This window comes from Sporosarcina ureae (assembly GCF_002082015.1).
GTDB classification, from domain to species: Bacteria; Bacillota; Bacilli; order Bacillales_A; family Planococcaceae; genus Sporosarcina; species Sporosarcina ureae_A.
Window position 1 is genome coordinate 927,487 of record NZ_CP015109.1, and the last position, 26,523, is coordinate 954,009.

A 26,523-nucleotide genomic window follows, 5' to 3' on the forward strand; every position below is an offset into this window, starting at 1 on the left:
CCCCTATTTGTATGTGTAATTTTATTTTATAGAACTTCGAACACTCCAGCTGCTCCCATTCCGCCACCGATACACATCGTGACGACACCGTACTTCTTGCCTTGACGTTTCAATTCATTAATTAATTTCAGCGTCAAAATAGTTCCTGTTGCACCTAATGGATGACCTGATGAAATCGCTCCCCCGTTGACGTTCACTTTATCTGTATCCAATCCTAGTTCGCGAATTACTGCGAGTGACTGGGATGCAAATGCTTCATTGAGCTCGAAGAGGTCAATGTCTTCAATAGATAGGCCTGCTAGTTTCAACGCCTTAGGCACAGCGACAATCGGTCCAATCCCCATTACTTCCGGTGGCACGCCGCCTACTGCGAATGAAAGGAATTTTGCCATGGGCTGTAATCCACGCTGTTCAGCTACTTCTCGATCCATTAATAAGACCATTCCTGCACCGTCAGATGTTTGTGACGCGTTACCTGCTGTGACGGAACCTTGCGCTGCGAACGCTGGACGTAATTTCCCAAGAATTTCAGTCGTCGTACCTGGACGTACGCCTTCATCCATTTCGAATAAAACCGTTTTTTCTTGGTATTTGCCGTCCCCATCGACAAAACGCTTTGTTACTTCCACCGGCACAATCTCATCGACAAATTTATTTTCTTTAATTGCTGCTTCGGTACGTTTATGTGATTCCACTGCGAATGCATCTTGATCTTCACGGGAGATGCCATACTTCTGCGCCACTTGCTCCGCTGTATGTCCCATCCCCATATAGTATTGAGGCGATTCTTCAGCGAGTTTAACGTTCGGACGAATCGTATTTCCCATCATCGGAACCATACTCATCGATTCAACGCCACCTGCTAAGATTGCTTCTGAATGACCGAGCATGATCCGCTCTGCCGCATAAGCAATCGACTGCAAACCGGATGAACAAAAGCGGTTGACCGTTACGGCAGGTGTTGTATCCGGTAATCCCGCCAACGCCCCGATGTTACGCGCGACGTTCATTCCTTGTTCCGCTTCAGGCATGGCACAACCGATGATCAAGTCATCGATCGGCCCATCATAATCCCCTGCACGTTTTAATGTTTCCTTTATAGTCAACGCCCCAAGATCATCTGGACGGACAGTTGCCAAAGAACCTTTTCCTGCTTTTCCAATCGGTGTTCGAGCACCGGCTACAATTACTGCTTCGCGCATTCTGTTTCCTCCTTTAGCTATCTCTCATCAGTTACGTAACGGTTTCCCCTTGACCAACATATGTTGCATCCGTTGCTGTGATTTCGGTTCTGCTACTAAGCTTAAAAATGCTTCGCGTTCTAGATCCAGTAAGTACTGCTCATCAACACGTGTACCATATGGGATCTTCCCACCAGACAGTACGTATGCGAGTTTCTTCGCAATTTTCAAATCATGTTCGCTAATGAAACCTGAACTGAACATTCCTTCAGCTGCAAGTAATAACGTCGCATAACCTGAGTCGCCAGTTACAGGCACTTTCGCTCTCTTCGGTGCTACATAGCCCGCTTCAAATAATGACAAGGCAGCTTGCTTCGCATCGTAGATCAGATGATCTGGATTGACACTAATGCCATCTGCAAAGTCGAGGAAATTGTTCTCTCTAGCTTCTTCAGCAGATGTCGATGTTTTCGCCATCGCGATCGATTCGAATACTTTATTCGCAATATGTTGATAATCAATAGGTACACCGTTTGGTAAACCTTTCAGGTGCTTCTGATACAAGTTGACGTTACCGCCACCCCCTGGTATCAAGCCTACCCCTACTTCAACGAGTCCCATATACGTTTCCATAGACGCCTGAATATGTGCAGCTGGTAGACAAACTTCTGCTCCGCCACCTAGCGTCATCTGGAATGGTGCCGCAACGACTGGCTTACCGCTATATTTAATCTTCAACATCGCGTTCTGGAATGAACGGATGACAAAGTCGAGTTCAAAGATATTATCATCTTGTGCTTCCATTAAAATCATGCCAAGGTTTGCACCGACACAGAAGTTTTTCCCTTGATTCCCGATGACAAGCCCTTTGAAGTTCTGTTCCACTTCGTCTATTGCAAAGTTAATCATTTGAATGATGTCCAACCCAATTGCATTCGACTGTGAATGAAATTCCAGTAAAGCTATGCCATCTCCAAGGTCAATTAAGCTTGCGCCAGAGTTCTTCTTGATCACGCCATGCTTCTTCTTGTACTGCTTTAAGTTGATCGCTTTTTCATTCACTTGCACAGCCTGATAGTCCGAGCCGTCGAAATAGTACGTATCGCCATTCTCTTCTTTATAGAAAGTTTCATAGCCTTTATCAAGCAGGGACTGAACAAGTTCAGGAATTTCCTTGCCTTCTTCTTTCAGCATGTCCACAGACTTCTTCACGCCAATTGCGTCCCAAATTTCAAACGGTCCTTGCGTCCAGCCGAAGCCCCATTTCATAGCGTTGTCGATCGAGACGATATCATCTGCAATCTCACCGTGAAGTTCTGCAGCGTATAGCATTGTCGGTGTTAACGTATTCCACAAAATCTCGCCTGCACGATCTTTTGCATACAATAACGTCTTCAATTTGTTAGCTAGTCCTTTTTGCTGCTTTGCCATTTCAATTGAAGGCGCTTTCATTTTCTGTGTAGGAACATATTCAAACGTCTTCATATCCAATTCCATAATGTCTCGGCCTTTTTTCACATAGAAGCCTTGCTTTGCTTTCGCGCCGATCCAGCCATTGTCGATCATTTTAGTGACGACATCAGGCAGTTCAAATATTTTCTGTTCTTCTCCTGTAGTCTGATCGTAGACGTTTTTCGCTACGTGCATGTACGTATCCAGTCCCACAACATCTAATGTACGGAATGTCGCAGACGTCGGACGGCCGATTAATGTACCGGTAATCGAGTCGATTTCTCCAATTGTATAACCGCGTTCAAGCATTTCATGCAATGTCACTTGTAAACCATACGTACCGATTCGGTTACCGATAAAGTTTGGCGTGTCCTTCGCAATCACGACTCCCTTACCTAAACGATCCTCACCAAACACTGTCATGAACTCTACCACTTCAGGTAATGTCGTTTCTGTAGGTATAATCTCAAGCAGTTTCAAGTATCTTGGAGGATTGAAGAAATGCGTTCCAAGGAAGTGCTTCTGGAAATCTTCTGAACGTCCTTCTGTCATCGCTTCAATACTGATTCCTGATGTATTGGATGAGATGATGGTACCTGGCTTTCGCACCGTTTCAATCTTTTCATATAGACTCTTTTTAATTTCAAGGTTTTCTACGACGACTTCAATGATCCAATCTACGTCTTTCAATTGATCCAAATGGTCCTCAAAGTTTCCTGGTGTAAGTAATGATAAGCTTTTCTTCGTTGTTAGAGGAGCTGGTTTTTGTTTTTGCAATTTCTCCAATGCTGTAGCCGCAAACTTATTACGGAACTTTGGATCTTCGTATGTTAATCCTTTTGCTTCATCATCTGCACCTAATTTCGGTGGTACGATATCTAGTAAAAGTACAGGAATGCCAATATTCGCTAAATGTGCCGCGATACCAGAACCCATAACTCCAGATCCTAAAACTGCCGCTTTTCTAATTTGGTAAGTCACGTGCAATCCTCCCTTATGTTCTTTGAATGAATACTCATTCATTTATAGCGTAAAAAAAATACGCATTGCCTATAATTGCTAGTATAAATCATTTGAAACTATTTCGCAATATTTGTTTCATATTTAATCAGACTTTTTAAAATAAGCAATTTAATACCAAACATTCATGATTCATTGTACACTACTTACTGAATGGAGGCGATAGAAATGAAAGAAATTAAAACAGCAACTGAGTTTGAAGAAATCATTGCGAGCGACCAACCAGTACTTGTGAAATTTGAAGCAGGCTGGTGCCCCGACTGTAAGCGTATGGATATGTTTATCGATCCAATCGTTGAAAAATACGATACATACACATGGTATGAAGCGGATCGCGACGTTATTCCTGAAATTGCCGAGAAATATGAAGTGATGGGCATTCCAAGTCTGTTGGTCTTCCAAAACGGTGAGAAACATGCACACCTGCATAGCGCGTTTGCGAAATCACCTGAGCAAGTTATGGAGTTTTTAGACGAAGTAAAGATCTAATGATGAAATGTGAAAATGCTGGGAACCTTTAGGTTCTCAGCATTTGTTTTATTAAGTGATTGTTGGGGTGGATTGAGCGGTTATGTGGAGTGTATGAGCGGTTATGTTGCAAGTATGAGCGCTTAGCCCGCTAGATAGAGCTCTCAGCCACACACATTGAGCGGATAGCGGAGTTCATTGAGCGGTTACCCGGAAACTATGAGCGCTTAGCCACCTTTATTGAGCGCATCACCCGCTAGATAGAGCACTCAGCCACACACATTGAGCGGATAGCAAGTTTCATTGAGCAGTAACGCAGAAACTATGAGCGCCACACACACCACACCCCCTACCAAACAACAACATGTCCCATAAAGGAGGAGTTCTTCATGTCCAAATACATAGAAATACCAGGTAAATCGCAGTACGATTACGACATTGAACCACGCTACCGTCCGTCGGCTTGTGGGCCTGTTACAGCGTATGTGTTATTGCGCCATTTCTTCCCTGCCGAACAAACTCCTTCTATTAATGAGCTGTATCGAACATTAGGCAGTTCGAAGATTGGTTTGCCTACTTGGCGCTTTGTTCGTCGGTTGAACCAAATGCTCGGCTCGCAGTGGAATGTGGAAATTTGTACCCTGCAACAGGCTATGGAGCAGATTGATGATGACCGGCCGGTTGCTCTGAAATTTGATAAGTGGTTCAAGTGCCAGTGGCGTAGTCGTTTTTCATTTGATTATCATTGGGTCGTGATGGTTGGGTATGAATATGTAGACAATCAACTGCATCTACTCGTTCATGATCACGGTGGCAGAAATAGGGCGAGCCGTGTGCGTTCCATCCCTTATGAGCCAAATAAAAGGATTTTGACGTTTGTTAAGGTCGAACCGTTAAAATGGTGAAACCGGCAGTCCATGTTTAGCGATCATCGAATAGCCCTGTTCTTCCATTACTTTGGCGGTTTCTTCAGTAAACTCGGGAATAAGCAATTCTTCTAGTGGGTCATCAAGTTTGATTTCACAATGAATCGTTGCGAGATCTCGTGAAATCATTAGCATTTCTTCTTCCGCACTCAGCTTCTTCTGCACACCTGCTGTTAATTTTTCTCTCGCTGCCAGCACGCCATCGACCGAACCATACTCCTGTATGAGCTTCAGTGCCGTCTTCGGTCCAATCCCCTTCACTCCAGGGTAGCCGTCACTCGCATCGCCAGTGAATGCTTTCATATCAATGAATTGCTTAGGTGTAATTCCATACTCTTCTATAAAACGCGCTTCCGTGTATTCATCATATTGTGTGAAGCCTTTTTTCGTCAACGCAATCGACACATCGGGTTTCAATAACTGCAGTAAATCTTTATCTCCCGACACGACGGTCAACTTTGCCTCGTCTTTCCACGTTTCAATTAACGAACCAATTAGATCATCCGCTTCCATGTTCTTAATTCCATAACTCTTCCATCCTAGTGCTTCCGATACTTCCCGAGCCATATCGAATTGCGGTATTAATTCCGGTGCAGGTGCTGGGCGATGCGCTTTATAATCTGCAAATAATTCATTACGGAATGTTTTTGATCCCATATCCCAGCACACCGCTAAATGTGTCGGTTGAAAAATCGAGATCGCACTCATCGTATGTCGTGCAAATCCTTGTACGCCATTTGTCGGCACACCCAATGCATTACGGAAAAACTGCCCGCTATGTGCTGTCGCAAAAAATGAGCGGAACAACAATGCCATGCCGTCCACTACTAAAATATGAGGGGTATTTTCATTCATTATATTCCACTTCCTTTCTCTATAGTTTAACACAGCTGTCGCCTAAAGAGACAATAAGGTCAAATAACCAACAGACTGCATATGATAAAACGAACAGAAAAAGGAGGCGTAATAAGTTGAATCCACAAGATGAATTTATGTGGTATCCACAAGATACAGATTCCTATTGGCAAGGGGCTGATCTACAAGGGTTCTCGACTGCACAATCGTTTTCCCCTTGGCGACCTTGGTTTCCAGGCATGCAAGAATCTCAAGGGTTCCCAGGTATGCCATGGTTTCCAAGTATGCCGAGCTTCCCTTCATCACCTAATTTTCCACAGCAACCTAATTTCCCTGGACAGCAACCAGGGTATCCAGGTTCACCGAATCAAGGCGGTCAGGCGGTTGCTCCTAATTCCCCTCCACCAAATATAATCCCGAGCTATCCTGAATTCCAAACGTTCGCGGTAGACCCGGGTGCCATCGCAGGTTGTTTATATCGTTTTACGTATGTATGGACATCACGACGTAATGGTTTTTGGTTTTATCCGACATTTGTCGGACGACAATCCGTCGCAGGGTTTCAGTGGAATCCACGCAGGTACCGCTGGGAGTATATAGGCATTGATTTACAACGTATTGATCAGTTTCGTTGTGTATGAAATAAATAGAATTGAAGGAGTGATAGTTTGAGTCAACAGGATGAAAGCATGTGGTATCCGAAGTTGCCTGATGGGTATCCTGGTCAGCAACATGAGACCTACCACCAATACAATCAACCGCATTATGGCCAACAGCAAGGGTGGTCGGGTGGAGGTTACCCTGGATATCCACCGCCAAATCAATACAATCCGCAATGGCCCTCAGGTTATCCGAGTCACCAGCAGGGGTATCCGGGTCACCACCCAGGATATCCACAGCAACATTATCCCGGGTATCCAAATTACCCTCACCAACCCGGTTACCCAGGGCATTCAGGATATCCAGGACGCCATCCACAGCATGGAGACCACGGCCATCACCAGGAGCATCATGACGGACATCCAGGAGGTCAACCGCAGCAAAGTGCACCGACTTCCGCTCCTCCAAGCCAAATACCGAGCTATCCAGATGCTCAACTACGCGCAGTGGATCCCGGCGGCATAGCAGGTTGCCTGTACCGTTACACATACGTATGGACTTCGCGAAATAAAGGTTTCTGGTATTATCCAACATTCGTTGGTAGAACCTCGATTGCTGGATATCGATGGGACCCGCGTCATTACCGCTGGGAATATTATGGATTGGACTTACAGAAAATTGATTCATTCAGATGTACGTAAAATGCAATAACTAGTTATAAAAGAAACCTGATGATTTGTCAGGTTTCTTTTTATTTCGAACAAACCTTTACAAACTCTACTATTTATATTACCATCTGAGTTAATTGAGTTATTCGAAAATGCGAACGTAAGGAGTTGAGTTTCACATGAATACCACTCTTCAGCAATCAATCGAGAGGAAAAGAGACTTACATATTCTTTATTCCTATAAAGAAATAGAAGACTACATACAAACAGTCGCCACGTTTATCAAAGATGGTATATTTGCTGGTGAATATACCATACTCATTGACAATGAGCGAATACAGCTCTTAGTTCAACATGAATTACGTAAACGCTTTAGCGATGAAGATATGAACTACCTGCATTATATCAATAACTTCCACTTCTATTATTCTACTGGCAGCTATCATCCAGCCACGATTGATGAATATTTACTAGCGACCCTTACGCCGTATGTAGATCAACAACTACACTTCCGTTTATGGGCACATGTAGAATGGGCTACGATTGAAGGTCCGTTACATATAATAAGAGATGTAGAGTTGTCTGCCGATAAAACGGTAAACAAATTATCCTTCCCGCTCATTTGCGCATACAATGAAGACAGAATGCCTGACCATTTGAAAAAATTACTTGTTGAAACCCACCCATTCCTTTTGGTGAACGACGAACTCGTACCATCGGAACTTTATGAGAAAAATCACACTAAAATGTAGGCTTCTATATACTAACGAAAAAACCTAGCCATAAAAGACTAGGTTTTTGTCATTTCCTTTTCATACCACGAATGATCTCCTTCACGTCTGCCCCTACCCGTGTCGATTCCGTGATTTTCTGCAATGCTTTATTATACGTAAACAAATCCAATGAGTGATCCCCTGTTAAATACTTCATCGTCTGATCTGGCAACTTCACAAAACAAATAGATAGCGCCCATGCAACTGCCATTTTTGCATAATATCCCTCATGTTGTACATCATCTAGTAAATCAAGAACTCTGTCGATATAGTTAGGTTCAATATAATAATCAAGCAACATGACTATACCGAAGCGAATTTCATACTCCTTGTCGGAAATCAGATACGGTTGAAGGAATGACCAGATACGTTCTTTATTTTGCTTAGTGAATTTTAACCCTGTACAAAAACTGTCGCAAACAGACCAGTTATCCATTTTGGGTACAAATGTCTCTACATACGTCAATAGTTCCTCTACATCCGCTTTTGCATATCCAATGACTAAACCTTGTAACATCACTTCTTCAAAGTACTCATCATTCGCTGTTTGCAAATATGTCCGCCAGTCGCACTTTGCAATACCCTTTGCGAGTTTGCGGAGTTCTGGCATGCGCACTCCGAGTACATTATCGATATTCGGTATGAGCGCGGCTATAAACTTCTGATAGCTAGCCTCTTGTAGTTCAAAAATTTGTTTTCTGATCGTGTCTTGCATAAAGTATCACCTTTTACATTTTATTTTTTCGGTTCAATAATAGGTAGTGGTCTATCGACTAGTTTAGGAGGTAGGGGTGTGATGGTGCAAAAGCAATTGACATTGACTATGATACAGCTTTTTGTCTTCTTGAGGGAGTAAAGTTCTTCGCAGTCTTCAACTGGATTCCCTTCCATATCGACTGGCTCTAGTAAGGTCAGAGTCGCGCAGCATGTATCTATATCGATTTTTTCCAATCTGAAATATGGCGTCTTTATACATTGATAGTGGGTGCTGAATGGTGTTTGTAACGTACAGTCATGCAGTGTAAAGGGGATTGTATCGTAGACAGGTAGTGAACAGACAAATTGTAATCCATGGCCGAATTTCTTCATCATCTCTTGTTCTTCCAGTAATTTTTTCATTGCTAGACAAATCACACTAGGTTCATTCATCATTTTCCTTCCCTTCATATATACGTATCTCTTATATATATGCCAAAGTAGAATGACAGGTTAGGTTTGGGCAAGCATGAACGGATAATGATTTGAAACCTTATGAAGTTGATGCATTTTTCTTGGCGACATACATGGCATAAGGAATATGGTTCTTTGCTATAGCGAGTATGAAATCTACGCATCCCGGTCTCCAATTCACTTCGAAGATCCATAGCTTATTATTTTCATCGATACCTATATCAATACCCAGCTCATCGAATTCCACGTCATAAGTACTTTCGAATTCAATCGTGAAGTGCTCAGCAAATTCCTCTAAAGTTTTTTTCATATTCATCCACTCATCGTCAAATTCTCTTTGTAAAAATGTTTTTAACTCTCCCTTACTACCGCCGCGTGAGATGTTGCTAGTCACTCGATCCGTCGTACCTATCCGAGGGAAAATGATAGGAATTATCCATTTCCCCTCTCTGTCCTTTTGAACATGCAGTCTTAAATCATACGGATTCCCATCTTTTGTTCGGCATAAAATATATGGTTGAACCAAATAGTCTTCCTCACTGATTAAGTCTTGAAGTTCGGAAATAAGTTGTTTTCGATTCGTAGTTGTCTTTTCTGTATCGACTACTTTTTGAAACAGCTCTCCATCTTGCTCTATAAACCAAACCCCCTTCCCTTGACTGCCGGATACTGGTTTGATAATCACTTTTTTATATTTTGTCAAAGCCTCCAATACATCTTTCGGTTGATCCACACGTATAGAAGGGATCAAATACTTTTCAAATCCTGACATTTTACTAATTCTCTTATAGACACTCATTTTATTGCCAACCGGTTGTGAAGTGAAAGGAATCATTTCACTTAATTTATCGTAGACGGCAGTATCTTCATCGGTTTTCATCCAGTATGAATTGAAAATGACATCCGGGAACAACAATTCTTTTTGAATCCATTCGCCCTCTTCATAAACATAACCTGAAATTACTTTTGTCGTAAAATTAACATCGCGTGGTGAAAAGTAGTAAAAATTTATTCCTTCCATTTTAGCAACAGCTGCCCAGGCGAAAGCTCTATCTACTTTGCTTGGGTGTTTATTTGAATGCAACATTCCTACTGTAATCATCTGCGCTCACTCCTCATTCGTTTCTATATAGAACTTGATATTCTGCGCTGCATACAAGGCATTTTGTTTCGCTTTTGATGCTGAATCACCCGAAGCAATGACGTACCCATATCGATTTCCCATCGAAGTGGGTGGTGTCATAAATGTGCCTTTTCGCGGCTTCACGTAGACCTCTCGCACACCTTCATACATCATTGCATTATTTTTTCCTGACACTTTCAATAACGTACCGTAAGCATTCACGGTAATATAATGCGTATAAATATAATTTTCGTGCCTTCTCTTCAAATTTATCTCTTCCCCGATAAATAGCTTCAATGTCTCTTCCATTAAATTAATTCCATACGCCTCTTCTATCATGCGATTCATAGCACCACCCGATATTCTTGGGTTTAATTCAATCAACTTCCAGGTATCCCTGACATATCGTAGTTCAAGATGACAGGCTACATTCTTTGCACCAAGATCCACGCAAATAGATTCCACTGTTTTGAAAAGCCTGTCGTATAAACTTTTCTCTAATGTTAATTGAATATCATAACCGGTAATGATGAACTTCAAGTCTTTTTGAATGTCCTGTTTAATCACTGCAACTAAATGGAGCTTCCCATCAACCACTACAAGTTCAACCAAATACTGTGGTCCTTCCAAATACTCTTCGACGACAATCTGCTGACCAGGGTGAACTTTTAACATATCCTTCATGACACGCATCATTTCTTTTCGATCTTCTACGAGATATACGTCTCTAGATGCCTTTGAAAGTGGCGACTTGATAATAAGAGGAAATATTTCCTGTTTGATGATGAACTGCTTCAAATTTTCTGATGCTTCATAAATCATAAACTTAGGTGTCGCTTCATTTTTAGCCAATGCTGTTCTAGTTAATACTTTGTCCTCCATTTTCAGATAAGCATCCGCAGAAATTTTCGAATCGCAAAATTCATTCGCAAGATGGGCGGCCATCGACACAAATGGATCTACGAAGCTGAAAATCCCTTTCAACTTCATTCCCGACTTCCGTAATTCATGAATCTGTTCTCGAACCTTCTCTTCCGTTATGCTGTCCATGTGAATCATTTGGGTCACTTCATGGAATTCATCTCTTTGTTCGAGATACTTCATATTCTTGGTTAACAATACCGTGGCGTAGCCTATCCTTTCCGCAGCCTTTATGGCTTCCCTGCTTGAACCACTCTTCGTAGTTTCTACAAACAAAATAGTTTCCATTTCACACTCTCCCTTGCCAAAGCCTGTTCATCATTTGTATGGGGTAATGAAAATACAAACAAAACAGTCACTTATTTTTGCGTTCTTTTATTCATATGAGAAATTACAGCTAGTCAGATAGGCCTTCGAACATGCATGAATATAGTTTTTTCGTTTAGGAAACATCGAATATAAAAGAAAAGTAAGAAAATCTTCATTGAATTGTTCAGATTAGTAAGTATAATAGTATAATGTCCGATAGAATAGTCTAAAAATTCTAATCGACAAAACTACTTTCATTACACTAATCATCGAGGAGAGAAATACTATGACAACGACAACTGAGATTGTGGTCCAGTCTTTACAAAACGTACTAACCAAAGAACAAGTGACCATCAACGACACCGTGCGCGAACTTCACGGCAAAGATGAGTCCTACCATACAATGAAATTACCTGATATCGTTGTATTCCCTTCCTGTACAGAAGATGTAAGTAAGATCATGCGTGTGTCAAAAAAGCTAAACGTGGCAGTTATACCATTCGGACTAGGCTCGAGCTTGGAAGGTAGTGTCATTCCAGATCGCGGTGGCATCACTATCGACTTTTCCAATATGAACGCCATTCTGGACGTGCGTTCAGATGATTTCCTCGTGACTGTACAACCAGGTGTCACACGTACTCAATTAAATAAAGAATTGAAGAAACATGGATTATTCTTCTCTGTCGATCCAGGAGCAGACGCGACCCTCGGCGGCATGGCAGCAACGAATGCTAGCGGCACCACATCTGTTAAGTACGGCGTGATGCGCGATCAAGTACGTGACCTAGAAGTGGTCACGGCAGACGGAACCGTCATACATACTGGAAATAAAGCGGCTAAATCTGCATCGGGTCTTCATTTGAACGGCCTATTCGTTGGCTCAGAAGGTACTCTCGGTTGCTTCACCGAGCTCACGTTACGCGTCTATGGCATTCCTGAGTTCACAACAGCAGCTCGCGCCTCTTTCCCGACTGTCAATGATGCAGTGGAAGCAGTGGTATCGATTTTGCAAGCGGGTATTCCGATTGCGCGTGTTGAATTGGTCGATGAATCTTCGATACGTCAAGTAAATATTTTTAGTGAAACCAATTATAAAGAACAGCCTACCCTATTCCTTGAGTTCCACGGCAATGAAGCCGGACTTCAACAAGACGTTGAATTCACAAAGGAAATCGTGGCGGATCATCATTGTGAACAAATCGAATTCGAAACGGACAATGCGAAACGCAACCGACTATGGGAAGCACGCCACAATCTAGCCTATGCCTATATTCATGGAAATCCTGGTAAAAAACTAATGGTGACAGACGTCTGCCTGCCGATTTCAGAACTGGCTGACGCCGTCCATTATGCACGCCAAATAGTCGAGTCGCTTGAAATGCCTGGAGGAATTGTCGGTCATGTAGGCGATGGCAATTTCCACGTCTTACTCATGATGGATATGAATGATCCTGCAGAACTCGCAAAAGCCGATGAATTAAATGAAAAGATCGTTCACTACGCACTCGAACGTGGAGGTACTTGCACAGGAGAACACGGGGTTGGAATTGGTAAGCAGAAATACCAGCAACAAGAACATGGTCCTGCACTTCTAGTTATGCAGAAAATTAAACGTGCACTCGATCCGGAAAACTTACTCAATCCAAATAAAATTTTCTCCCTTGATTCCGAGGTGATGAACTGATGAAAGCACTCGAAGCAATCGGCTCTATCGCAGGAAAGTACTTTGCATTTTGGGTCATTATAGTCGCTGTGATCGCCTTCATGTTCCCTACTCCTTTTCTCGGATTAGGTGCATACATCACGATTTTACTTGGTGTTGTCATGTTTGGAATGGGACTGACATTACGTGCAGTGGACTTCAAAATCATTTTGACGAATCCTCTACCCGTGATCATTGGAGTCGCTGCCCAGTTTATTGTCATGCCATTGGTTGCGTTCGGACTTGCCTATCTATTGAAGTTACCGCCTGAATTAGCTGCGGGTCTTGTATTGCTAGGATCCGTTCCAGGGGGCACCGCTTCAAATGTCATGGTCTATCTAGCAAAAGGAAATCTTGCCTTATCCGTGGCCATGACATCTCTTTCTACTTTATTGGCACCACTGGTCACACCGCTATTATTACTCTGGTTAGCTGGCCAATGGCTACCGGTCGACGCGCTATCGATGTTCAAGTCGATCGTGCAAGTCATCATTATTCCGATAGTACTCGGTTTACTCATCCAACGTTTCTTTCCTGGAGCAGTTGCCAAAAGTGTATCCGTCGTTCCGATCATTTCGGTTGTCGCGATCCTTATTATTGTTGCCGCGGTCACTTCTGCAAATGCTAGCAACGTTATAAGCTCAGGTTTCATCGTATTTATCGCTGTGTTCTTGCATAACGGTTTCGGATTACTTTTCGGGTATTTGATTGCACTTGGACTTGGATTGAACGAAAACGACAGACGAGCCATATCACTTGAAGTCGGCATGCAAAACTCAGGTCTTGGCGTAGCACTCGCTACTGCTCACTTCGGCCCACTTGCTGCGCTTCCAAGCGTGTGGGGAGCGATTTGGCATAATATCTCCGGTCCTATTCTTGCGACAATCTGGTCGAAAAAGCCAACTCACCGTGTCAAAGAATTTAATGCGTTGAATCAAGCGAAAGTATATCTAGAGTGAAATAGGAAACGCCATACCTCGATGCACCTGTCGAAGTATGGCGTTTTTTATCAATAAAAGAAGGATAAATTACTTTATTATTACAATATGAAAATTTGATTGTTTACTATTCTCTTAATGTGCTATCGTTAGTTTTGGAGATTTACCAAGAATAGTCATTGTAGATATGGAGAGATTCGTGTGAAGAGGAAATGGTTGGTTGCATCTTTAGTCTTTGTTTGGATTATAGGTGGCGCAATTTTATGGAATGATTGGAATAACAGAGAGCATGCATCATCTGCGAAAGCGGATAGACAAGCTCCGCAAATGGCTGCACATGATCCATCTAAAAAGTTGACTGAAATAGAACCGGATCAAAAACTGGAAGAAACTATTATCCATACGGCAACAATCGGTATGGTTGGCGATGTATTACTACATAATCCTATTTACACATACCCTAACTTCGATTTTGCATTCGAAGCAGTAAAAGAGAAAATGGCAAGTATTGACTTTCTCTTGGCGAACCAGGAATCTATGCCTGGTGGTGTCGAGCTCGGATTATCTACCTATCCAAAGTTCAACAGTCCAAAACATATCCTCCCCGCCTTACAAAATGTGGGTGTCGACATGGTGACATTCGCCAATAACCATACATTTGACAAAGGGGAAATAGGCGTGCGCAAAGCTATTGAACATGCGCAAGAATATGGCATGCAATATGTAGGTGCCTATGAATCATTTAAAGACCGTAAGACGCAACGAATTGTGGAAGTCAACGGTATCAAAATCGGAGTGCTTGCCTATACGTACGGCACGAATGTAGAGCTAGACTTGCAGGATAAAGAGTACTTAGTCAACTACATCGATCGGGAACGGATGGAAAATGAGATCCAACAAATGAAACCATTGGTAGATGTGACGATCGTATCTCTACACTGGGGACCTGAGTATCATTTGGAGACATCTGAAGACCAAGCGGAGCTCGCGCAGTTCGTTTCGGATGCAGGGGCCGATGTCTTGTTCGGTCATCACCCACACGTCTTACAACGCTACGGAGAAGTCGGAAATACCAAAGTGTTCTTCTCACTCGGCAATTTCTATTCTGCCCAACCGTTCGACTATACGAACTTCGGTGGAATCGCGAGACTATCCGTAACGAAAGAACAAACGGGTGATCAAAAGACCGTCACTATCGAAGATCCACGCTTTTTACCAACTGGCGTCATAAAAAATCAAGAAAAACGATTTAAAGTCGTCCCGCTTCATGAAGCCAATCCAACCATTCATTACAATGAGGAATGGGTGGAAAACCATGTCGGCGTACCGAAATGGTAAATAAATAAAATGCATAACGCCTTTCTAATCACTCGATTAGGAAGGCGTTATGCATTTTGTTGAATAGTATCTCTTTATGTACCTAAGACTATCTTGACATCTTCTATCAATAATTCATTTTCGGTCGCTGTGAGGCCATCGTATCTTTTTACAATTTCACCTTCAGGATTCACTAAATAAAAATAGTAGCTATGCGCACGTTGATCTAATGCGCCACTTTCCAATATAGAGAGGAAGGTGTTTCTCGATATTTCCTGTATCGTTTCAAAATCATAGCCTGTCAAAAAGCTCATCGTGCTGAGATCCGCGCCAAAATCTGCAGCATAACTCTTTAATACATCTGGTGTATCATTTTCAGGATCAATACCGAACGAGACAATACGGGGTTCAAAACCATCTTCTTTTAATCTTTCTTGCACACCGACCATATTTGCCGTTGTTCTTGGGCAGACTGTAATGCAGTTCGTATAGGAGAAATAAGCAATCCACCAATCGCCTTTTAAATCCTTCAAACCAAGCGGTTCGTTATCCTGTGTAGTAAATTCAAAGTCTGGCACGGTCTCAGACATATTCGTTTCAATCTTCTTATTGCAGCCGCTTAGAATAAGAATGGCTGTAAATAATATAATCGTCATTTTTACTTTCATTAAAATCTCCCTCTCGTAGTGTGTGGCATTATATAAAATGTTTGTTCCACAACCGACTACTGTCTACTATAGCTCGCATTTCATTACATGATCTATAGCCTGGAATGATTGTAACATCTTTATACCAACTTATCACACTGGACCCGTAGTATTCAAATCCACTATATGATGGCACTATATCACAGCTTGCTTCCTCAGTTACTATATCAAAAAAGTTACAAAAAACAGAATAAATGATTAAATCGTTGTCTAAATATGATAAATAAGGGTAAGATACTACAGTACATTTTCTAAAAACTCAAAATATTCAATAATACCATTTATAAGGAGGGGTTACGATGGCGGATCAACAACCACCTAAGGACGTCAATGACAAATCTCAACACGAGCAAGATATGGGCCGGAGAAATTTCTTAAAAAATACTGGACTCGTAGCTGGCGGACTCGTTGGTGGATCTCTTTTTGGAGGTCTAATTTCAGGGGGTTTGAATAAGACCAATGAAAAAAATGATAAGACGGCCGGAAACGATAGCACGAACGGTATCGAAATAACACAAGCAAGACAATTCTTCACGCGTCATCAAGATTTCAAGGTTTTAAATGCAGCAACAGAACTTATTTTTCCTGAGGACGACCTTGGTCCTGGTGCCATTAAGTTAGGAGTACCCTATTATATCGACAAACAACTAGCTGGGCGCTGGGGAGTCAACGCACGTGATTATCGACACGCGCCATACGCAATTGATTTGAAAGATGTCGATCAAACTGCAGGTCCAGGCGGAGAACAATCTATATTGGATCGCGGCATGATCTTCTTGCAAGGTTTACGAAAAATGGACGAAGAAAGTCAAAAGCGTTTCGAAGTCACTTTTGACAAAGCGTCCGAAGAGCAACAAATCGAAATCATGACGGACTTTGAGGCAAACGAAGTGAAGATGAAAGGCGTAAAAGCCTCTGAGTTTTTCATTTTGTTAAAACAAGCGACATTAGAAGGTGCTTACTGCGATCCGTTGTACGGAGGCAATATTAATATGGAAGGCTGGAAAATGAAAGAGTTTCCGGGTGCAGTGGCTTCCTACGCGAACTACATTGAATCGGATGAATTTGCCAAACTGGATCCTGTCAGTCTGCGAGATTACCAAGGGCACTAAATTAAAAACTGTGAGGAGGATATGCAATGGTTAAAAAACTTAAAAAAGTTGATGCGGTCATCGTAGGTTCAGGGTGGGTCGGTGGAATTGCGGCGGCTGAACTAACAAAAGCCGGATATAATGTGGTCATATTAGAACGAGGTAAAAATAAAAAGCATGAAGACTTTATCGGCACGAAAGACGAATTACGCTATTCTAGACGCTATGAACTCATGCAAGAATTGAATAAAGACACGATTACTTCCCGTAACTCCATGGACAAAGAAGCCATACCGGTTCGGAATAATATGAACGCACGTCTCGGAAACAATACAGGAGGCGCAGGTGTTCACTGGAATGGCATGTCATTCCGCTGGATGCCGTATGATTTCGAAATTTATAGTAAGACTGTAGAGCGTTACGGTAAAGACAAAATTCCGAAAGGATGTACGATGCAAGATTGGGGCATTACATACGATGAGATCGAGCCATATTTTGATCAATATGAAAAAACAGCGGCTATCTCAGGTGAAGAAAATCCACTTGGCGCTTCACGTTCCGATAAGTATCCCAATCCACCAATGAAAGATACGCCGAATATCCGTCTATTCACCAAGGCTGCAAAAGCGCTCGGTTACCATCCATATCGTATACCGTCCGCTAACGCTTCACAAACGTATACAAACCCAGATGGTGAAACAATTAATGGGTGCGTATACTGTGCCTTTTGCGAAGAGTATGGTTGTGACTTCGGAGCGAAAGCGGATCCAATCGGTACCGTACTCAAAACGGCACGCAAAACCGGTAAAATGGAGCTCCGTAATAATGCGTTCGTGAATCGAGTTAGCCACGATGGAAAGAAAGCGAACGGATTAATCTATACCGATACAACGACTGGCGAAGACTTCGAACAACCAGCTGATATCGTAGTACTTGCTGGCTTTGTCTTTACGAACATCAAGCTATTGTTGCATTCTAAAATCGGACAGCCATACGATCCGAAAACAGGACAAGGCATAATCGGCAAGAACTTCACAGGACACTTCAACAACCTGTCCACCTATATCGGTGCACGTGGATTCTTTGAAGATAAAAAATTCAACAACTTCATGGGCGCTGGCGGTATGGGTTCTTCAGTTGGCGACTTCAGCGGAGATAATGAAGATCATACGAACCTCAACTACTTGCATGGGTATGAAGTACATTACAGTCAGCTTGGTTCACGACCTATTGCCAATAACTCCGTTCCATATGATACACCCGGTTGGGGTAAAGAATTTAAAAAGAATTCAATAAAATATTATAACCGTAACCTATTCATCACAGCACAGACTGGCTTTTTGCCAAACAAGAATACGTATTTGGATTTGGATCCAACATATAAGGATGCACTCGGCAATCCCTTGCTTCGCGTAACCGTTGAATATACCAAACAGGACATTGAACGTGCGAAAGCAGGTGTCGCACGTTGCGAAGAGATTATGAAAGAAATGGGCGCAGACAAAATGAACGTCGATATAGTAAGAGACGATACCGTATTCGATCATAAATTTTATACCGATCATTTCTTCGGCGGGGCGATCATGGGAGCTACTCCAGAAAACTCCGCAGTAAATACCTATTCACAAATGTGGAATATGGAAAATCTATTCGTTGTAGGTGGATCTTCATTCCCACATACTGGTAACTACAATCCGACTGTTACGATTGGCGCATTCGCATATCGTGCAGCTGAAGGAATGATTAAGTTCTTAAAAGAAGGCGGCAATTTGGCGGTTAAACCACTTGAAGAGAACGCGTAAATATAGATTTATCAATATGCTATCACCTTATCTGAATGGACAAGGCGATGGCATATCTTTGTGTATGAATAAATCTTTGCTTAGTAAGCTCACTTAATATGCAACGTCACTTCTTCTTTCAAACTAGAAAGAATCGGTGAACGTTCAATCGCGATAGCCGCGATCTCTGCCAGTTGCCCTTTATTCGTAGTAGACTCAGCAGATAACACAATCATCGGCTTCATAATCCCACTGTTGCCGCTTTGAATGCCTAGGAATGGTGCTTTATCACATACGCCAGTGAATATAATTTCCGCTTTGTCTACAGTCACTCCTTGATTATATGCTTCTAAATGAAAGGTAACTCCGAAACTAGTAGTCGCTGCAGCGATTAATAATTCTATCGGCATGACTTGCTTTTCTCCTGGTTTTGCAATACCTTCCAGATCAATCTCCTGTAGATCTTTCGTTTCGAGCGACATCATTTCTCCTACTACATAGTGGCAAGTCCCCTGCCATTCACTAATGGCGAGTGACGAATCTTGCTCTATCAATTTCTTCATTTCATTCATAATGTGTATAGTACTCATTTTCAATGCCTCCAGATTATGCTTATGGTGTCTATTATACATGTACACCTTCTATTTGCTACTAAGAGTCGTATTGCCCTTACCGTATCCCATCTATCCATGACGTCTTCCCTTTTGCACACTATATAGAGTCAAAAAGAAAAAAGAATACAGCATGTGGAATTATTTTTTCCACATGTAGTAGTTTTTTTGTAGTCTTCTTAAGTTCTTAGGTATTGCTGGTAGCAAAACTGTCTCATAGAGTAGAACAAATCGCTCTCTTGCTGCGACTAGTTTCATCTCCTCGTTGTACCGATCTGAACGGTCACACATCCTATTGCGACAATTGATAATTTCATCAACAAAAACAGCAGACAACTTTACTTAAAAGTTTGTCCGCTGTTTGGGTATTTCTTTATTTTTTCATCATTTTCATATCCTATTTCTCAAACATACTCTCAATCAATTCTTCCATATCTTCTGCAGCATGAAGTTCTTTCGACTGAAGGGCATCCAGCTCACCACTCTCCATCGCTTCCACGCTAAATTTCTTCGTCTTCTCTTCCACACAGTTGACGAATAGTGTATAAGCTTCTTTTAGTTCATTGCCTTCTTTTTCAAATGCATTTGGAATTTCCAATGCATTCATATCGGTCAGAATTTGCTTGAACTCGTCTACTTTCAACATCCATTGTTCTTTCATTGCGGGTATATCCAGCTCTTGCTTTGAAATGAATTCTTCAGAAATGCCTTCGTATTCTTCTGACGCAATGATCAAGCGTTCATGTAATCCAATGATTTTCTGTAAGTACTCTTTTCTGCTGAGTGCCATCGTATCATCTCCTTGTATGAGTATACACGTTTAGTATTTCATCATGTACCTCCCAATGCAAGCAGGAGTATGCGAAGATCATCTGTTATTTCTTGAGCGGCATTTCGAATCCGCAACGTAGCGTAGAACTGTCTTTTTATCTTTCGGTTAGACCTTCTCCTTGTTCTATATAAACTAGTATGTATACACACCAGACCGGCTCTATATAGCGAGCGGTTGGTTGACGGCTTATGCAAAACAGCTGCCGGTCCGGTGTTTTTCTATTTCTTATTTCGATCATGCTTCCCATAGTTCTTACCTAATGAAAACCAGGCTGGCTCTATAAGCGAGCGGTTGGTTGACGGCTTGTGCTGAACAGGTGCCAACCTAGTTTGCGTGGTCGATCGGGCATCACCTCCTTTACAGCCTATACTCCATTATTTCTCTACTTTCCATTGTCCAGAGCTCGTATCCCTTCCCATGGTGAACACTTGCTCCACGACACCTTCTCGTCCATATTGATAACGTATTTCCACTTGATCATCGGCAATCGGGACCGCTTTACGATAGGCCGCCTCAAGGAATAGTTCTCCAACCCGGCTCGATTGAGCAAACACCGAGGACTCAGGCAGTTTCTCTAGTCCCGTAAGTTGATCATATAAATAGAGATCGAAGTACTGTTCGGGTGTATAATCGCTCTTGAGTTGATCTGTCAGATAATCTATATAGATCGATTCGGTTTCTTCTTCGGTTGCCACACCGATCAGCTTTCCGTAAATCTTATGAACAGGTGTAACAGTCGCCCCTTGCACAGTATCTTTTGCTGGGAAATGGTTCAGTAATAAATATTCTCGGGCGTTCAACAGCTGATCATAGCCCCCAGCAATTGTGACGTTTTGTTCTTTATATTGATCCATCAATTCGGATGATAACTGGTGACCGTTAACTTTTAGCTTGCCATCTTTCAATACTACACGATCTCCAGGTACTGCAACGACTTCATAATAGACACCTGTATACGTCGGTAAGTGACTATTCGTATTCGTAAATGTTCGGACTATATCGCCTGGTTCATAAACGGAAGCATCGTACAGATCCGCCTTGCGTTCTATAACGGGGTGATACGTATCTGTGCTCCACTGGAGTGAAAAGGATTCGTCATCGACGTACAATAGACCGTCTACTTTCTTCGCTACAGGTAATGAAGAAAATTCCTCGTAATCAATAGTCGATAACTGATCTTTCTTTTGCAAGGCAGAAATTATAGCCATATCGTCAAGTGGATCATAAGGTGTCCCCGGACCCTGATCAGAAGATAGCTGATCATCTGAAGCTAGATTAAACACTAGCAGCAAGGCGACTACCGGCAGCGCCGCCGTGACTAGCAACGCTTGCCAAGAAAACTGCCGTCTTTGCGAAGGTTGAAGGTTTTCATGTACCCGCTGTTTGATTCGTCGCTCCTGTTCCGTTGTATCTCCCATCATTTGGTCCAGTTTTCTTTTAAAATCATTCATAGGTTTCTACCTCCTCTTCTGCAAAAAACTCCTTGAGTTGCAACTTGGCTCGGCGTAATCTCGTCTTGACCGTATTTTCATTGAGTCCAAGAAATTCTGCGATCTCTGCAATCGATTGCTCGTCATAATAATATAAAAGTAACGGCTCACGGTATTTTAATGGCAGCTGGAATAAATGCTTTTCAAGTGAAGCGAGTTGTTCTTGCTCCAATACTTGTTGCTCGGAGCTTTTGGTCGATACAAAGATTGTTTCGAACACCACATCTTTTTTATGCTTCCAGGAGCGCAAATAATCTTTTGCACGATTAGCGGTCATTTTAGTTAAATACGTTTTAATAGAAGCTTCATTACGAAACTGATCACTTTTCTGGAAGTACGTAACGAAGACTTCTTGTACGACATCTTCCGCGGTTGACCAGTTTTTCACGTATAAATAAGCGATTCGTACTAAATAACGCGAATGCTCATTCATTATTTGATCCATTTCATTCATCTGAGCTAATCACTCTCTTCTATGGCCATATCATATCTCCGTCAACATACGTTGCAAAATCCTTAAATGACCTTTTTTCTGTCATACCAAAGCGGTTCACTTCATAATTAGACCATTTCATATTGGCATACCCTTCGACCGTGGTATAGCCAATCAGTAATCCTACTTCTTTAGCCGCCGCAATAAACTCTTCATTATATTGGCCATACGGGTAAGCGATAGAAACGGCTGAAGGTACGTGTCGCAAATTTTCGTGTAAATCTTCAATGATTTCTTCTTCTGTATGTTCGAAAACTAAACCTGCCCCACTTTCTCTTCCTAGTTCATGTAATGCACACGTATGGGCTTCGAACTGAAATACATCTTTCATTTCGTGTAGATCCTCTTCATTTAAATACTTTAGTAGTCCTCCTCCATCAAATGCCGTACCGTCTTTTTCTCTATTGATACGGGCAGAAATAATATGTTGTGGCGAAGTGAATCCATATTGTTTCAAGACAGGATAGGCGTATTCTTTAGAGGATAATAAGCCATCGTCAAATGTAATAACTAACGCTTTCTCGGGCACAACGAGTCGGCCTTCCAAGTAATCATACAACTGTTGTGAGGTCAATGTCGTAAATTGCTCATCTGCCAAATACGCCATTTGCTTTTCAAAACTTTCGAGTGAAATCGTGCTCATTTCCGTCTTCATTTGTTTACGGGGCAGTACTTGGTGATATAGCAGTACCGGTATCCCTTCGTCCATCGTGACAGTCGACTTATGAATATACCCTGCCCGCTCACCTACTTTGATGAGATACCAGTCCTTTTCTTCCTGTATGACAGGGTAGCGATAACCTTCTCTTAATTGAATCAGGATATCACTTTCAAGATTCGCCTCTGTATACACAGGCGTTAGTTCGGCAGTTTTCACAGCGCCCAGTCGTTCGTTATGTACAGGAGCTTTGATCACGTTCTTTTCTACCTTCGCCTGACCTTTACGAATGAAAGCCGGCATCTTACCTACTCGAATTTCGTAATACTCCTCATCTTCTCCTATAAGCGCAACCGCTTGATTGGCTTGTAATTCACCGATTCGGATCAAATTCCCTTGCTTCATATAAATGGGTTGGTTGTTTGATAACGTCAACACCTGTTCAAATTCTTTCTCTGTAATGAACGGTTTACTTTGTATAGTTTCTGCAAAAGCTGTAGCTGATTGCTCGTGGAATAATGGCACTTCATTCAAATTCCACTTCGCTTCATTACCCATTATAAATAACAGTAAGCTCGCAAGTACTAACAGACAGCTATATATTTTCTTCATGTGAATCCCCCTATTGTCATTTGCGCACCCTACAGACGGAGGATTTCAGAAAAAGTTTCAAAAGTTTTTAAAAGTTTTTTGGAGATGACCATTGGTACTCAGAACTCAATCGACTTTTACTGAATTTCTTTACGTTTCCACAATAAAAAGCATTCTTTCGCTCTTAGAAGAACGAAAGAATGCTCACCACGTGATTAATTCACTTTACGACCTGTTTTCCCTGCTTTATCCCAGTAATCATCGCGGATTTGTACTTTCAAAATCTTTCCTGACGCCGTTTTTGGAAGTTCTTCCACAAACGTCACGCCTGTTACCGCTTTAAAATGTGCAAGATTCGATCTTGTGAATTCTATAATATCTTGCTCGGTTGCTTCTGAACCACTCCGCAATACAATATAAGCATGCGGTGTTTCTCCCCATTTCTCATGTGGCACTGCAATAACCGCAGCGTCTAGAACAGCAGGATGATCATATAGTACACCTTCGATTTCAATAGACGAAATATTTTCACCGCCACTGATCACGATGTCTTTCTTTCGGTCAACGATATTGACGTAACCGTGTTCATCTATCGTCCCCATATCTCCCGTCATCATATAGCCGTCACGCAGCACTTCATCCGTCGCCTCTTTATTCTTCCAGTAGCCTTTCATGACGCCATGACTACGGACTGCGATTTCACCTGTCTGCTGACCATCTTTGGCTACTTCTTCTCCGTAGTCGTCAACTAAACGAACATCTGCCCCGATCATCGAATAGCCTGCTTTGGCTTTTAACTGAAGCTTCTCTTCATCTGATACATGCTGGACAGTCGAGCGAATGGTAGAGAACAAACTTAATGGTGAAGTTTCTGTCATGCCATATACTTGAATAAACTCCCAACCAAGTTCTTTTTCGACCCGTGAAATGAATGATGGTGGCGGAGCGGAGCCTGCTACAATGACTCGAATCTTATGATCGAACGTCGGCTTATGCTCTTCGCAATACTGAAAAATCAAATTCAATACAGCTGGTGCCATATGCAAGATCGAAACTTTATACTTTTGAATCGCTTCGATGATCGTTTGCGATGACGTTTTACGTAGGCAAATTTGAGAAGCTCCGTTCGCCGTATAATAAAATGGTGACCCCCAGCCATTCACATGGAACATGGGTAGCACATGAAGGAGCACATCGTCATCCGTCACACGCAAATGATGCATGGCACTCATCGCATGCAAATAGTTATTCCGATGCGTCAGCATAACCCCTTTCGGATTGCCTGTCGTGCCACTCGTATACAGTAAACTGCACACATCATCTTCTTGCACGTCAGCCCGGTCAAATGGTTCCGTAGTGAAAGATTCAAGCCACGCATCGTAATCTATCGTTTCTGAATCATCTTGTTTGTGATGAACAATAATTTTTTCTACCGTGTCGAGTGAGTGCTCAATCGGTTGGATAAGATGATATAAATCCTGATCGACAAATAATAATTTCGACTCACTATGATTTAAAATAAATACATAATCTTCAGGCTTCAATCGTGTATTTAACGGCACCATGACGCCACCTACTTGATAGATCCCATAAAACCCTTCCAGCATTTCAATAGAGTTTCCACATAAATACGCTACGTGATTTCCCTTTTCAATACCCAAATCACGTAAACCGCGTGATAACTGATTCACTCGACCGTTTAACTGCTCGTATGTAAAAGAACGACCTTCTTCTCCAAAAATCGCTTCCTTCCCCCCATACAATGTAACGGCCCGATCTAGAAACTGCGTCAAAACTAATGGAACATTCATCTGCATACCTCCTCATTCTGTTCTATTACAATTGTATAGTAAACGTTTTCATTTTACTATATTTTCTATCATTTTAAATTTACCATAAGCCGTATCTTAGTAGAAACATTTTTATACAGCGGTTTTCATCTATATCATGTTATAAATAAACCTTATAAAACGAGGTTGGGACAGAACAGAAAAAACGTAAGGGGAATGTCCTTTACGCTTTTTTTCTGTTCTTATCAGTAAATATTTTTTTAGAGTAACAGAGTGTACCGGAACGGAGAAAGGCCGACTCCTGAGGGATCAGCGTGCGTCTTGAGACCCTGGACGGAGCAAAGCGCAGGAAGCACGCCCCTCGGAAAGCGTGCCTTTCGGAGTGCAGGGAAACGGGGTGAGATAGTTATGTCCCACCCTCGTTTAATTGCATGAACAATAATTCTACTTCCCCAATACCCTCTTCACATCCGCCACCAGCAACTCATTGTCTGTATCGCTCATGCCGTTATACTGCTTGACGATCTCTCCATTAGGATTAATTAAGTAAAAGAAAAAGCTATGCGATCGCTGATCAAGCGCGCCCTTTTCCAGCACGGCCTTAAACGTATCCACCGACATATCTTGAATTTCTTTAAAATTATAACCCGTTAAAAACGTCATCGTCCGTAGATCCGCTCCGTAGTCTTTTGCATATTGACGTAAAACTTTCGGTGTATCATTTTCTGGATCAATGCTGAACGAAATGATAGGAGGTGTTAAACCGTCATTTTTTAATTCTTCCTGAATACCGACCATATTCGCCGTCGTTCTTGGGCAAACGGTCGTACAGTGCGTATAGGAGAAATAAGAAATCCACCAATCGCCTGTCAAATCATCCAAGCTCATTTTCTTCTCATCTTGCGTAATGTATTCGAAATCTGGAATCTTATCTGACCTATTCGTTTCGATCGTATGGTTGCAGGCACTAAGAAATAGAACGGCTGTCAGTAGGATGAGGACGGATCGTATATTCATAGGCATCTTTCCTCGCTTTACTATGTATGAAAGAAAAGA

25 protein-coding genes are annotated in these 26,523 nt (G+C 42.1%); 10 read left to right on the top strand and 15 right to left on the bottom strand.

Annotation, left to right across the window (positions count from 1 at the left end):
- Nucleotides 1–26 precede the first annotated feature (26 nt).
- Together SporoP17a_RS04685 and SporoP17a_RS04690 are read right to left on the bottom strand one after the other, a co-directional pair.
- Nucleotides 27–1,202 carry an acetyl-CoA C-acetyltransferase gene (locus tag SporoP17a_RS04685; RefSeq protein ID WP_083033043.1) on the bottom strand — a complete coding sequence of 392 codons (1,176 nt, stop codon included), beginning with the start codon at nt 1,200–1,202 and terminating at the stop codon, nt 27–29.
- A gap of 27 nt (nt 1,203–1,229) precedes the next feature.
- Nucleotides 1,230–3,614, bottom strand: a complete 2,385-nt coding sequence (locus SporoP17a_RS04690) for a 3-hydroxyacyl-CoA dehydrogenase/enoyl-CoA hydratase family protein (RefSeq protein WP_083033046.1) — start codon at nt 3,612–3,614, stop codon at nt 1,230–1,232.
- Nucleotides 3,615–3,821: 207 nt separating this feature from the next.
- Between SporoP17a_RS04690 and SporoP17a_RS04695 the strand changes: the two genes are divergently transcribed.
- Together SporoP17a_RS04695 and SporoP17a_RS04700 are read left to right on the top strand one after the other, a co-directional pair.
- The gene (locus SporoP17a_RS04695; protein WP_083033049.1) at nt 3,822–4,142 is read left to right on the top strand and encodes a thioredoxin family protein; all 321 of its coding nucleotides are present in this window, start codon (nt 3,822–3,824) and stop codon (nt 4,140–4,142) included.
- A gap of 368 nt (nt 4,143–4,510) precedes the next feature.
- Nucleotides 4,511–5,026, top strand: coding sequence for a C39 family peptidase (locus SporoP17a_RS04700; RefSeq protein WP_083033051.1), 516 nt, complete (start codon nt 4,511–4,513; stop codon nt 5,024–5,026).
- Here SporoP17a_RS04700 and SporoP17a_RS04705 read toward each other — a convergent pair.
- A complete protein-coding gene (locus SporoP17a_RS04705) occupies nt 5,015–5,902 on the bottom strand; it encodes a 5'-3' exonuclease (protein ID WP_083033054.1) in 888 nt (295 codons plus the stop codon). The two genes, SporoP17a_RS04700 and SporoP17a_RS04705, sit on opposite strands and share 12 nt — an antisense overlap.
- Nucleotides 5,903–6,018: 116 nt before the next feature.
- Here SporoP17a_RS04705 and SporoP17a_RS04710 point away from each other — a divergent pair, with 116 nt between their 5' ends.
- The 3 genes from SporoP17a_RS04710 to SporoP17a_RS04720 all read left to right on the top strand — a co-directional run bounded on the left by SporoP17a_RS04710 (nt 6,019) and on the right by SporoP17a_RS04720 (nt 7,922).
- Nucleotides 6,019–6,543: a hypothetical protein gene (locus SporoP17a_RS04710; RefSeq protein ID WP_083033057.1), complete on the top strand. Its 525-nt coding sequence runs from the start codon at nt 6,019–6,021 to the stop codon at nt 6,541–6,543.
- A 27-nt stretch (nt 6,544–6,570) separates the two neighbouring features.
- Nucleotides 6,571–7,203 carry a hypothetical protein gene (locus SporoP17a_RS04715; RefSeq protein ID WP_083033060.1) on the top strand — a complete coding sequence of 211 codons (633 nt, stop codon included), beginning with the start codon at nt 6,571–6,573 and terminating at the stop codon, nt 7,201–7,203.
- 146 nt (nt 7,204–7,349) lie between these two features.
- Nucleotides 7,350–7,922, top strand: coding sequence for an MEDS domain-containing protein (locus SporoP17a_RS04720; protein WP_083033063.1), 573 nt, complete (start codon nt 7,350–7,352; stop codon nt 7,920–7,922).
- A gap of 49 nt (nt 7,923–7,971) precedes the next feature.
- Here SporoP17a_RS04720 and SporoP17a_RS04725 read toward each other — a convergent pair whose 3' ends face one another.
- The 4 genes from SporoP17a_RS04725 to SporoP17a_RS04740 all read right to left on the bottom strand — a co-directional run bounded on the left by SporoP17a_RS04725 (nt 7,972) and on the right by SporoP17a_RS04740 (nt 11,445).
- On the bottom strand, nt 7,972–8,658 hold the full coding sequence (locus SporoP17a_RS04725; protein ID WP_083033065.1) for a DNA alkylation repair protein: 687 nt from the start codon (nt 8,656–8,658) through the stop codon (nt 7,972–7,974).
- A gap of 20 nt (nt 8,659–8,678) precedes the next feature.
- Entirely contained in the window at nt 8,679–9,092 is a 414-nt protein-coding gene (locus SporoP17a_RS04730; protein ID WP_167693378.1) for a CotY/CotZ family spore coat protein, read from the bottom strand.
- A 100-nt stretch (nt 9,093–9,192) separates the two neighbouring features.
- A complete protein-coding gene (locus SporoP17a_RS04735) occupies nt 9,193–10,215 on the bottom strand; it encodes a YheC/YheD family endospore coat-associated protein (RefSeq protein ID WP_083033071.1) in 1,023 nt (340 codons plus the stop codon).
- Between the two features lie 6 nt (nt 10,216–10,221).
- Nucleotides 10,222–11,445, bottom strand: coding sequence for an ATP-grasp domain-containing protein (locus SporoP17a_RS04740; RefSeq protein WP_083033074.1), 1,224 nt, complete (start codon nt 11,443–11,445; stop codon nt 10,222–10,224).
- Between the two features lie 307 nt (nt 11,446–11,752).
- On the opposite strand from SporoP17a_RS04740, the gene SporoP17a_RS04745 reads away from it, so the two are divergent.
- The 3 genes from SporoP17a_RS04745 to SporoP17a_RS04755 all read left to right on the top strand — a co-directional run bounded on the left by SporoP17a_RS04745 (nt 11,753) and on the right by SporoP17a_RS04755 (nt 15,444).
- A complete protein-coding gene (locus SporoP17a_RS04745) occupies nt 11,753–13,150 on the top strand; it encodes an FAD-binding oxidoreductase (RefSeq protein WP_083033077.1) in 1,398 nt (465 codons plus the stop codon).
- Nucleotides 13,150–14,127, top strand: a complete 978-nt coding sequence (locus SporoP17a_RS04750; RefSeq protein WP_083033080.1) for a bile acid:sodium symporter family protein — start codon at nt 13,150–13,152, stop codon at nt 14,125–14,127. The genes SporoP17a_RS04745 and SporoP17a_RS04750 overlap by 1 nt, the downstream gene beginning before the upstream one ends.
- Before the next feature lie 180 nt (nt 14,128–14,307).
- Entirely contained in the window at nt 14,308–15,444 is a 1,137-nt protein-coding gene (locus tag SporoP17a_RS04755) for a CapA family protein (RefSeq protein ID WP_156890522.1), read from the top strand.
- A gap of 74 nt (nt 15,445–15,518) precedes the next feature.
- Here the strand turns inward: SporoP17a_RS04755 and SporoP17a_RS04760 are convergent, their stop codons facing one another.
- Nucleotides 15,519–16,091, bottom strand: coding sequence for an SCO family protein (locus SporoP17a_RS04760; protein ID WP_083033086.1), 573 nt, complete (start codon nt 16,089–16,091; stop codon nt 15,519–15,521).
- 338 nt (nt 16,092–16,429) lie between these two features.
- Here SporoP17a_RS04760 and SporoP17a_RS04765 point away from each other — a divergent pair, with 338 nt between their 5' ends.
- Both SporoP17a_RS04765 and SporoP17a_RS04770 read left to right on the top strand, forming a co-directional pair.
- Nucleotides 16,430–17,242 (top strand): gluconate 2-dehydrogenase subunit 3 family protein, encoded by an 813-nt coding sequence (locus SporoP17a_RS04765; protein ID WP_083033089.1) that lies wholly within the window; start codon nt 16,430–16,432, stop codon nt 17,240–17,242.
- Between the two features lie 26 nt (nt 17,243–17,268).
- A complete protein-coding gene (locus tag SporoP17a_RS04770) occupies nt 17,269–19,023 on the top strand; it encodes a GMC family oxidoreductase (protein WP_083033091.1) in 1,755 nt (584 codons plus the stop codon).
- 89 nt (nt 19,024–19,112) lie between these two features.
- Here the strand turns inward: SporoP17a_RS04770 and SporoP17a_RS04775 are convergent, their stop codons facing one another.
- From SporoP17a_RS04775 to SporoP17a_RS04805, 7 genes are all read right to left on the bottom strand, one after another.
- A complete protein-coding gene (locus SporoP17a_RS04775; protein ID WP_167693379.1) occupies nt 19,113–19,592 on the bottom strand; it encodes an OsmC family protein in 480 nt (159 codons plus the stop codon).
- Nucleotides 19,593–20,010: 418 nt separating this feature from the next.
- Nucleotides 20,011–20,403, bottom strand: coding sequence for a hypothetical protein (locus SporoP17a_RS04780; protein ID WP_083033097.1), 393 nt, complete (start codon nt 20,401–20,403; stop codon nt 20,011–20,013).
- A gap of 416 nt (nt 20,404–20,819) precedes the next feature.
- On the bottom strand, nt 20,820–21,896 hold the full coding sequence (locus SporoP17a_RS04785; protein WP_083033100.1) for a S26 family signal peptidase: 1,077 nt from the start codon (nt 21,894–21,896) through the stop codon (nt 20,820–20,822).
- Nucleotides 21,889–22,389, bottom strand: coding sequence for a sigma-70 family RNA polymerase sigma factor (locus SporoP17a_RS04790; protein WP_083033103.1), 501 nt, complete (start codon nt 22,387–22,389; stop codon nt 21,889–21,891). The genes SporoP17a_RS04785 and SporoP17a_RS04790 overlap by 8 nt, the downstream gene beginning before the upstream one ends.
- Before the next feature lie 19 nt (nt 22,390–22,408).
- Complete coding sequence (locus SporoP17a_RS04795) at nt 22,409–23,698, bottom strand: polysaccharide deacetylase family protein (RefSeq protein ID WP_083033105.1); 1,290 nt, start codon at nt 23,696–23,698, stop codon at nt 22,409–22,411.
- A gap of 194 nt (nt 23,699–23,892) precedes the next feature.
- The gene (locus SporoP17a_RS04800) at nt 23,893–25,488 is read right to left on the bottom strand and encodes a long-chain-fatty-acid--CoA ligase (RefSeq protein ID WP_083033108.1); all 1,596 of its coding nucleotides are present in this window, start codon (nt 25,486–25,488) and stop codon (nt 23,893–23,895) included.
- Nucleotides 25,489–25,911: 423 nt separating this feature from the next.
- A complete protein-coding gene (locus SporoP17a_RS04805; RefSeq protein ID WP_167693380.1) occupies nt 25,912–26,484 on the bottom strand; it encodes an SCO family protein in 573 nt (190 codons plus the stop codon).
- Nucleotides 26,485–26,523 lie beyond the last annotated feature (39 nt).